9 protein-coding genes are annotated in these 10486 nt (G+C 34.2%); all 9 read left to right on the top strand.

What is annotated here, in order from left to right:
* Positions 1-44: 44 nt before the first annotated feature.
* The 9 genes from HUK49_RS09930 (at position 45) to HUK49_RS09890 (ending at position 10177) form a co-directional block, all read left to right on the top strand.
* A complete protein-coding gene (locus HUK49_RS09930) occupies positions 45-995 on the top strand; it encodes a glycosyltransferase (RefSeq protein WP_191913609.1) in 951 nt (316 codons plus the stop codon).
* Positions 996-1004: 9 nt separating this feature from the next.
* Positions 1005-1502: a serine acetyltransferase gene (locus HUK49_RS09925; protein ID WP_191910615.1), complete on the top strand. Its 498-nt coding sequence runs from the start codon at positions 1005-1007 to the stop codon at positions 1500-1502.
* On the top strand, positions 1503-2735 hold the full coding sequence (locus HUK49_RS09920) for a hypothetical protein (RefSeq protein ID WP_191910616.1): 1233 nt from the start codon (positions 1503-1505) through the stop codon (positions 2733-2735).
* Positions 2656-3273: an exosortase family protein XrtG gene (gene xrtG, locus HUK49_RS11685; RefSeq protein ID WP_146001943.1), complete on the top strand. Its 618-nt coding sequence runs from the start codon at positions 2656-2658 to the stop codon at positions 3271-3273. The genes HUK49_RS09920 and xrtG overlap by 80 nt, the downstream gene beginning before the upstream one ends.
* 28 nt (positions 3274-3301) lie before the next feature.
* Positions 3302-4732, top strand: a complete 1431-nt coding sequence (locus tag HUK49_RS09910; protein ID WP_102169318.1) for a lipopolysaccharide biosynthesis protein — start codon at positions 3302-3304, stop codon at positions 4730-4732.
* A gap of 79 nt (positions 4733-4811) precedes the next feature.
* The gene (locus HUK49_RS09905) at positions 4812-5945 is read left to right on the top strand and encodes a THUMP domain-containing class I SAM-dependent RNA methyltransferase (RefSeq protein ID WP_178696335.1); all 1134 of its coding nucleotides are present in this window, start codon (positions 4812-4814) and stop codon (positions 5943-5945) included.
* A gap of 148 nt (positions 5946-6093) precedes the next feature.
* Entirely contained in the window at positions 6094-7449 is a 1356-nt protein-coding gene (locus tag HUK49_RS09900) for a TIGR03111 family XrtG-associated glycosyltransferase (protein ID WP_191910618.1), read from the top strand.
* Positions 7425-7781 carry a 6-carboxytetrahydropterin synthase gene (locus tag HUK49_RS09895; RefSeq protein ID WP_102169321.1) on the top strand — a complete coding sequence of 119 codons (357 nt, stop codon included), beginning with the start codon at positions 7425-7427 and terminating at the stop codon, positions 7779-7781. The genes HUK49_RS09900 and HUK49_RS09895 overlap by 25 nt, the downstream gene beginning before the upstream one ends.
* 362 nt (positions 7782-8143) lie before the next feature.
* The gene (locus HUK49_RS09890) at positions 8144-10177 is read left to right on the top strand and encodes an LPXTG cell wall anchor domain-containing protein (RefSeq protein WP_191913610.1); all 2034 of its coding nucleotides are present in this window, start codon (positions 8144-8146) and stop codon (positions 10175-10177) included.
* Positions 10178-10486: the final 309 nt, after the last annotated feature.

The following is a 10486-nucleotide window of genomic DNA, read 5'->3' as shown; positions in this document are numbered from 1 at the left end:
AAAATAGTGGTGCCCATTAAGGTCCTTCTTTCTAATGGAATGTTGTGGTAACACCATTAAAGACCTTGATGGGTTTTTCTGTCTACTTAAATGTTCAACTTAAATTTTACAATCTGCCATATAAAATTAAAGCAGTTCATACCCATGCTCCGTTAAGCAGTATTATTACACGACGTGCAGCTCACAAAATGAGAATTAAATGTATGTATACTTCTCATGGATTTCAATTTTTTCATGGTGGTCGTTTAAAAGACTGGCTTTTGTTCTATCCAATTGAATGGTTCTATGCCTACTGGACTGATGCATTAATCGTAATAAATTCTGATGACTATAAAGTTGCAAAACATCTTCCAGTAAAGAATATTTATCATATTCCTGGCATTGGCGCAGATATTAAAAAGTCAATTAATCTGCCGACTAAAGAAAGAGAACATATTCGTAATGATAAAAGAACAGAATTACGTATAGCTAAAGATGATTTTTTAATTTTATCAGTTGGAGAACTTACTAAAAGGAAAAATCACTCAACTGTAATTAAAGCAATTGCAAAACTAAAGAATCCCAAAATCAAATATATCATCGCCGGAATTGGACCTGAAAAGCATAATTTACTAGATATGATAAAGTCACTAAAACTTGATAACCAAGTTCGATTATTAGGATTTAGGAAAGATATTCGTGATTTGTATTTAGCAGCTGATTTAAATGCTTTTATTTCAAGACGTGAAGGACTAGGGATGGGAGGATTGGATGGAGTAGCATTAGGTCTTTATACAATCGGCACGGCAAATACCGGTATTAAGGACTATGTTTCTGAACCTAATAATGGAATCCTAATTAAAAATCCGTTAGATACCGATGAGGTCTCTAATGCTATAAAGCAGGTTATAAAAAATAGACCTATTACAAATGCCAGTGAAGGAAGCTTAATGAAATTTGATAAGAGTAATGTTGATCGTTTGATGAAAGAAATATATATTCGCGAATTAAGGTAGGAAAAATTAATGACTTTTTTGAATGAAATCAAGAAGAATCCAGGATTACTGCCTAAATTAGTAATTTTTATATATCGTTTTGGTAATTTTACGTACTTTCATGTGCACATTCCGATAATTAGACAAATCCTTTATTTAATTTACAGATTATTTGATTTGATTTTTTTAAAATTATTTCTGAATTGTGATATTCCTGGATCAACGAAAATTGGACCTGGGTTTAGAATATTTCATCCCTATGGAATTGTAATTAACACCGCGTCAGTAATTGGTAAAGATTTTTTAATTCGTGGGGAAACTACCATTGGTAATAAAGGGACTTCTGATGATTGTCCAATTATCGGTGATAACGTTGAAGTAGGAATGGGCGCAAGAATTATTGGCGGGATAACAATTGCCAGTAAGACTAAAATTGGTGCTAATGCAGTAGTTACTAAGTCATGTCAACCTAATAGTGTACTAGTCGGTATTCCTGCACATAATATTCAAAGAAAGAGAGAAAAGTAAATGTTCGCGGTCGGTTATTTACTAACTATTTTAATATCTTTAGCTATCTTTCTTTGTGTTAGATCAAGTCTAAGTGTGAAAGTGTTTATCGTAGCCATGCTATTCATGGTGTTTTCTTTTCTTATTATTCCCAAACTTGATAGTAAAGTAGATGCTTTACAGTATTTTTCATCATTAGATGCTATTAGAACGGCACGGATTAACCATGGATTGACTGAAGCGTGGCGAGTTATCAACACTAATCCTACTGATACTAGTAATTCTATTAATAGTGTAATGTCTTTTAGTGCAACCCCAGTTATGGCACTGGTTATGCTGGGGATGTCTTATTTTCCAGACATAGTTCTATTATCAGTGGTTTGTTTTATTGACTACTTCTTTGCATTAAAGATTATCCAATTAGTAGTTGATAAAAATAAATTGTCAATATCGTATTATTGCTTTGGATTTATTATCTTTTGCTGTATTTTCGCATACAGCATTGCGGTGAGCGGAATTAGAAATAATATGGTTGGAACAGTGTTTGCTTATTTTGCTCTTAAATATTTAGAGAATGAACGAGTCTTTTTTTCGTGGTCAACCATTTCTCTCCTGCTGATTATAATACTTCTGAGTTTGGTTCATCCGTATACTTTGTTATTAGGGCTATTGCTTTTATTGGTGATCATTTTTTGGAGATATAAAACGATATTAAGAATCATTGACGGATTAATGCTTCTTCAAAGTTTTTTCCAAAGGGCAATTATAATGCTACTAATTCCATTAGCAGGTATTCCTTTCTTTTCAAGTATTATTCTTAAAAGTAATCAATATCTAGGGAAAAATGCGACTATTTTAATTTCTTCTACAGCAAATTTGTTTCGAGATATTGGAAGATTACTAATATTTGGTTTATTACTAATAATCACTTTATGGGTAAAACAACAATTTATTGACCGTCGTTATATAGAATTTATAATAATCTTCTTCTGCTTTGCCTGTGGCGCTTTCTTTGATCAGTTGCTTTTCGAGAGATGTATGTTGGTATCATTACCAATTATCTTGCCTTTAATCATTGTTCTACCAGCTGAGTTTAGTTCTGAATTAAGAAGTAATGAGTCTATATCGTTAAAAACGGTTGCTATTTATATAATGATGATAATTCTTTGTTTATATGCAGGATTTTGTCTTGTTGATAATCTTCGAGCTGGTACTTCATACTATGAATTATTCACTTTTGTTGGGAAATATTAATATGACAGTGTTTGGAATAGTCATTTTACTATGGTTATATTTGCTTTATGTTCTTAAGAGAACAAAGTTAAACGCGTTTTTCTTCATAGTTGGTAGTATTGGGTTGTTCCTTATTATTTTAACTTTTAAGGATTTTTTTATCCAAAGCTCGATAAAATCAGTTCTTTATACTATGAAATCTCTATCTTTCTTCTTCAAAGGATATTCAATTAGTATGTCCCGTGATTTTGTAAGCTTTTATGATTCTAAAGTAAAGATTACATATGAATATACTGGAGTTATTGAAATAATCTCACTGGAAAGTTTACTATGCTTTTTCCCAATATATACTGTTTTAGAAAAAATTATTATTGGCTTTTATAGCTGTATTTTGATATTTATAGCCACTATCCTTAGACTACTATTAATTATTTATCTAAGTCGCTACCTGAGTGAAACAATAACCCAGCTTATTATTTGTCGCTTATTATTCTATGTATTTATTGTTGTCGTCTTTTATGAAGTATTTACTCGTCCGCAAATTATTAGGTGGCATTAGATCACTATAGAGTTAGGTTGGTAATAAATTGAAAACGAAGAACAATTTTATTAAAAGTGTGTTCACAGTTATATTTAGTAATATTTTTATTTTGCTAAGTGGTGTTTTAGTTGGCTTTGTCTTACCTAAAATAATGGGTGTTGATGAATATGGTTACTATAAGCTCTTTATGCTTTATGCAACGTATATTGTGTTGTTGTATTTTGGCTTAGCTGATGGGATGTTAGTTAAATATGGCGGACAAGATGATACTCAGATAGACAAATTCAAAATACAATATATAACAAAATTCTTTATAAAAATGGAGATAGTAGTAAGTGTGGTAATGTTTATTTGCTGTGCTTGCTTTTTACAAGGCGAATATAGGCAAATCTTTTTACTTCTTAGTATTTTTACCTTATTAAGTAATATCGTAACCTATTACCGATATTTGGCTCAGGCTATGTTGAAATTTGATTTGATTAGTCGGGTAAACATGTTGCAATCACTTTTGACATGCTTGATTGTTATAATCTGTTTTTCAATCGTTAAGCTTAAATTACTATCTCCATTACCAGCAGTAGTTTATTTGATTCTCTTTTTAGTTGTGTTTCTAATTCTATTAATTGTTTTACACAGTTCATTAAAAAAGACACTTTCTATAAATAAAAAATTGCTAAGAGAAACAGTAACGAACAAGTCTATAGTTGAACTCTTTAAGTTAGGAATTCCTGTTGCAATTTCTTATCAGATAGGTACATTTATTCTCAATATAGATAACCAACTTATTTCAATGTTTTTTGATAACCGTTTATTTGGTATTTATTCATTTGCTTATAGCCTGATTTCAATAATTTCTACTGTGATTGTTCCAATATCAACAGTGATTTTTCCCTTTTTGAATCGTCAAAGTGAAAATACCGTAATGGGGCAATATAGCTTTAATACAGCTATTTTGTTCATTTTTATATATGCTTCTCTAACTGTTTATTATCCTGTTCGACTTTTTATTGAGTGGTATCTACCAAATTACGATGAATCTTTAATATTTTTCCGTTTATTGCTTCCAGGTGTTGGTGTTTCTAGTTGTATCTCAATATTAGTTTTTAATTACTACAAAGTTATTAAGAAATCTAATGTTTATCTTGTTCAAGGTATTGTAACTTTAATTGGCTCACTTGTCCTTAATTTAATTGGGTATTACTTGACTAAAAGTGCTATTGTCATTGCAGTCATCTCCTTAATTGTTCTTTTTTGTTGGTACGTTTTTACTAATACTTATTTCATTCAAAAGTACAAAATTGATTGGAGAAAGAACACTTTCTATCTTGGAGGAATGATTCTAGTTTTTGAATTAACCACACAGATCAGTAATATTTGGATTTCGTTAATTATTTATCTTGTTATATATACTATTTTGACTCTTTGTGTTTATCATGTTGAATTAAAAAGAATACTAAAAGTTTTCTTAAAAAGATAAGTTAGATTTATAAAAAAATAAATAGTCTAATATATGGTAAAATTACAGTATTACTAAAGAAGCGTAAGGAGTTCTTACTTTGCAAGAATATCAACTAATAGCGACTGCTGCTTCTGGAATTGAAGCACTGGTTGGTAAAGAATTACGAAACCTCGGTTACGATACTCGAGTAGAAAATGGTCGGGTACGTTACATCGGGACAATTAAAGATGTCTTAAATACAAATATTTGGTTACGGACAGCAGACCGGGTCAAAATTATTGTCGGTGAATTTGAAGCCAAAACATTCGAAGAGCTTTTTGATCGAACTGAAGCTTTACCTTGGGAAAACCTATTACCTGTTGATGCCCAATTCCCAGTAGAGGGTAAAAGTCATCATTCACAATTACATAATGTTCCCTCAGTTCAAGCAATCGTTAAGAAAGCAATTGTTCGTCGATTGAGTGATGTTTATCACCGGCGAACACGTCTTCCGGAAACCGGTGCTCTCTACCCACTAGAAGTAGCTATTAATAAGGATCATGTAATGCTAACGCTTGATACTACTGGTGACAGTCTATTTAAGCGTGGCTATCGAAAAGCAAAGGGTGGTGCACCATTAAAGGAAAATATGGCAGCTGCTCTGGTAATGCTTGCCCACTGGTTCCCTGATAATCCATTTGTCGATCCAGTATGTGGTTCGGGAACTATTCCAATCGAAGCAGCTCTATATGGTCATAACATTGCTCCAGGAATTAATCGTTCCTTTGTTTGTGAACAATGGACCAATTTGGTGCCAGACGGCTTAGCCGATGATGTTCGTGACGAGGCAGATAGTAAGGCCGATTATGATGTTGAACTGGATATCCATGGTTATGATATTGATCAAAATATGATTGATATTGCCCAAGAGAACTGTCGAGCAGCCGGGCTAACCCACGACATCACTTTCAAACAGTTAGCAGTTAAGGATTGGCATACCGATAAAATCAATGGTGTTATTGTTGCCAACCCTCCTTATGGTGAACGACTAAGTGATAAAGAAACCGTACATGAGCTTTATCGCCAAATGGGAAAGATTTACCGACCAATGACCACCTGGAGTAAGTATATCCTAACGGCAGACTTGGAATTTGAAAAATACTACGGTGCCCCAGCAACCAAGAAACGTAAACTCTACAATGGTGCATTAAGAACTGATCTTTTCCAGTATTGGGGAAAGAAAAAGCGTTAGAGTTTATTATTTCTATAACCATTCATAATTAGTAATATTAATCAATAAAATAACTCAGAGTACTTTAAGGTACAACAGAGTTATTTTTTGTTTCAGTTATTTTGTTATAACAAAATATGTGAACCTTTGAGAAGGGAGAATGAAATAAGTGTTTTTATCTGGAATCATCGTTGAACTTGGCTTTTGGATCTCTTGGCTTCTACTCCCTTTGATTTATGAATTTCTTCCAGCGTTATATGGTTTTATTACGTTAGGAATAGCAGGAAGAAAATTAGGAAAGTTGAAGAGACTAAATTATTTGCCTAGAATATCATTGATAATTCCAGTATACAATTCTGAGAATACTATTTATAACTGTATTCGCTCGGTTGCTGATTCAACTTATCCAGATCACCTAGTTAGTATTATTGTGGCGAATAATCAAAGTATTGATCGCAGTTTTAGTGAGTATCGTCGAGCCCATTTTGAATTTCAACAGTTATTTATGCAGTGGATAGATACTACTAAAGGAAAAGCGCGTGCATTGAATTCTGCAATCTATCGTTCAAATGGTGAATATATTATTCACATAGATAGTGATGGACAACTGCAAAAAGATGCATTAATGAATATTGTTAGAGCATTTGAAAATGATCCTGAACTTGATGCACAGACTGGCACAATTCTCACCCAAAAGGACTCAATCAAGAAAACTAGGAGTCCATTATTAAAGTTCCTAAGAGAAAATGAATACTTTGAATATGCTCAGTCTTTTTTAGCTGGTCGTGCAATTGAGTCTCAAGAAAATCACTTATTTACAATGTCAGGAGCTTTTTCAGCTTTTCGCCGAGAAAAACTTCTTCAAACAAAGCTGTATAATATTCAAACTGTTGGTGAAGATATTGATATGACTTTTCAAATTCGTTATCAACTTAAGGGAAAAGTTGCATTATGTCCTGAGGCAATTTTCTATGTTGAACCACTTGATAATTTAGGTAAATTATATACTCAAAGGCAACGATGGCAACGTGGTGAACTAGAAGCAATTCACTATTATATGAATAAAAAACAATTGAGTCTAAAGAACATATTTAAGAACTTTATCGTTCGCCGTTTAATTATGGATCATACCATTTTATTTTTGCGAATTATCTGGATGGCAGCGTTCCTTGTTTTAATTCCGTTTGGTTATTCTCTTAAATTAATTCTGATATCTTTTGTAATTTTGTATCTGCTCTATGTCTTTATTTGTTTACTAAATTTTATTGATATTCAATATTATTTACGCTTTTTTCCGGAGGAACGTCATTACTATGTATCAAAGTTTTATATACTAGTAACGCTCCCGTTATATTACATGTTGTGTAGCACTATTCAGTTTATTGGGATCATTAATTCAATGACTGAACCTGCCGCCTGGAAAGTTGAATCCTTTAGCGCTGAAATGAAAGAAATAAAGAAAATGTTTAGAAAAGATTTAAGGAGAATTTTCAGAATAAAATGGAAAACGAAACATACAGATTAACTTTTTTTCTTAATGCAACTCATATGGTAGTTATAGATGGTAAAAGTTCATCAATTCACCCTCATACGTTTGAAATTAACTGCTTTATTAAAAGCAAAAAAATTATTGCATTTGAAATAATGGAGGATAATATCAATCAAATCCTTAATCAGCTCAATAATCAATACTTAAACGGGCTTGAAGCATTTCAAAATATTATACCAACACTAGAAAATCTAACTAGGCTTTTATATAGAGCAATGAGTGCTAATCTGAAATCGGTTAGTTGTAGGTTAGTAAAACTTGAAGTATCCGAATCACCGGTAAGAACTTTTATGATTGAAGCAAAATAAGGCTCTTAAACTCTAAGGGCTTGTTGCTATTAATTTTCGTAATTTTTCTTGATTTAAGCGCTGGGCTAGTATATAGGTTAACTATTTCCCTTTAATACTGCTAAAAGTATTTGCAGTAATTTGATAACTTACTCAATCGTCAGGGGAATCCTCTTTATTTAATTGGGATCTAAAAACATCCATAATTTATCCCCCCCAGGGGGACTTTAGGGGGATTATTTTTGATAAATTTTGTAGAGAATAGCTTATGTTGCTTGATTAAACGGTATTTAATAATATCGAGCTACTCCCCTAGGATTACCTCTAAACAGCTACATATCAATGAATCCTCCCAATGTTTATTCAAAGGGAGGATTATTATTATGGAAAACCGTAATAATGCTTTACATTACAAGATGTACAAGTCTGGTAAGAGCATCGTTTATGCTGGACTTGCTACTACTGCCGCTTTGGCAGGTTTAGTATTAGCTAACACTAATGCTACTGCTGTTCACGCTGACGCTGCTACTCCAGCTTCAGCTGCTGTTACTTCACAAGCAGCTACTACTGCTGCTAACTCATCTGCTGCTACTTCAGCAGAAATTGCTAGTCAAGAAGCTGTTGTTAACTCTGCTAGTGCTAATGTTGAACAACAACAAAATGTTGTTAATGCTGCTAGCGATGCACTTCAATCAGCAACTAATTTGAACTCAACTTCAGCTGCTGTTGCATCTGCAGCTTCTGCTTATAGCGCTGCTAACAGCGACTACTATGCTGCACGTCATGCACAAGCTGTTGCACATAAGGCTGCTAATGCTGCTTCAGATTCAGCTGCTGTTGTAAGTGGTGTTAATACTGCTGACCTTACAGCTTGGTGGAACCAAACCGGTCAATCAGATTACAACAGGGTAATGAACGCTAAGAGCAATGCACAAGCTAACTTAGATGAAGCACAAGCTCAAAGTGATACTGTTGTTAATGCTTGGAACCAAGCATCTGATGCTGTTGCTGCTGCTGAAAAGGCTGGCCTTAAGTCTGACAGCAATGAAATGAAGGCTTTAAATGCTCAAAAGAGTCTTGCTTACAACAATATGGTTGCCGTTCAAAATGCAATTAAAACCGCTCGTAATGATGTTAAGGCTGCCGATAAGATGCTTAATAATACCAAGGATGGTATTTCCTTAAACCAAGCTAAGGCAATCATGGATCAACTTCCAGCATTAAAGAAGGCCGCTCAAGAAGCTGAACAAGCCTACAAGGATGCTGTTCAAGCTACTAAGGATGCTGGTGATATTGCAAATGCCAAGTATAATGCTTGGACCGCTGCTCGGAAAGCTAATAACTTACCATACGGTACTGATGATCCAGTTTACCAAAGCTTAAGTGATACTGCATCAAGTGCTGCTGCTCAAATTTCTCGTGATGAAGCTGGAATGAAGGCATTGCCAACTGCTGATGGTACTGCTCTTAGCCAAGCTGAAGAATGGGCTAAGGAAGCACAAACTAAGCTTGATCACACTAACTCAGAACTTCCAACATTTGAAAGCAATGTCAAGTTCTTCCAAACTAAGCTTGATGAAGCAAATAAAACTCTTGAAGAAGCTAAGGCTAACTATGCTAAGAATCCTACAAAGCTTAATCAGCAATTAGTTGATAATGCTAATGGCTTAGTTGGTACTTTCACCGGTCAATTAACAGCTGCTCAAGCTAAGCTTAATGGTGCTCAAAAGGCACAAAAGCAACAACAAGAACAAGTTGACTACTGGACTAACCAAGTTAAGGGTGTTAAGGACAGTGCTCGTTACGCAGAATTTGTAAACGAAATTAACACTGACAAGGCAATCGTTCAAAAGTTCAATGATGCAAAGACTAACATGAAGAATGCTGCCGCTTCAGCTGAAAAGGTTGCTCCTCTTAAGGCTGCTTATGATGAAGCACTTCAAACCTTGAAGGCTTACCAAAACCAATTAGCTGCTGCCCAAGCTAAGTTAGCTGCAATGAAGGGTGAAACTACTCCTACTAACCCAGATCAACCAACTAATCCAGACCAACCAAGCACTCCAGATCAACCATCTGACAAGCCTGGTCAAAACACTGGTGATAACACTAACAACAATACTAGTGACACCACTAACAAGGACAATGTTGCTCCTAACTTCACTGGTGAAAAGAACGGTAACTACTATGTAAATGGTAAACAAGTAACTAAGGCTGCTTACGATGCTCATGTTGCTGCACAATCACTTGCTACTGTAAAGACATCTGCATCAGTTAAGGGTGCTAGTGTCGCTGCTACTGCTAACGACTCCAAGGCATTACCACAAACTGGTAACGAAAATGCTTCAGCTGTTGTAGCATTAGGTGCTGTTTCTGCAATGTTTGGTCTTGGCCTTGCTGCTAAGAAGCGTGAATTCTAATTACCTCTTTTTGGAAGATAACTAGAACTGACTTTATTTGTTCGTACTAATAAGAGAGAGCCTCAAGCATTTATTGCCTGGGGCTTTTCTTTTATGATCCCTACTAAATTATCAAAAAATGAAAATACAATTAATTTTGATTTCTATATTAGCCGTTGTCCTAACGATCCTCAGCACATTATTATTAATTGGCAGATTGCAAGAAATAACTTGAACGAATTTAGTGACGTAGATTAAGCAAGAAGATCTCGATTGGTGTATGCCAATTAAGACATTTAAGTGGCCGTGAATTCAGATACCAATTGATTT

Source organism: Limosilactobacillus portuensis (genome assembly GCF_014838735.1).
In the GTDB taxonomy this organism is placed as follows: Bacteria; Bacillota; Bacilli; order Lactobacillales; family Lactobacillaceae; genus Limosilactobacillus; species Limosilactobacillus portuensis.
This window is presented reverse-complemented; position numbering and strand designations above follow the sequence as displayed.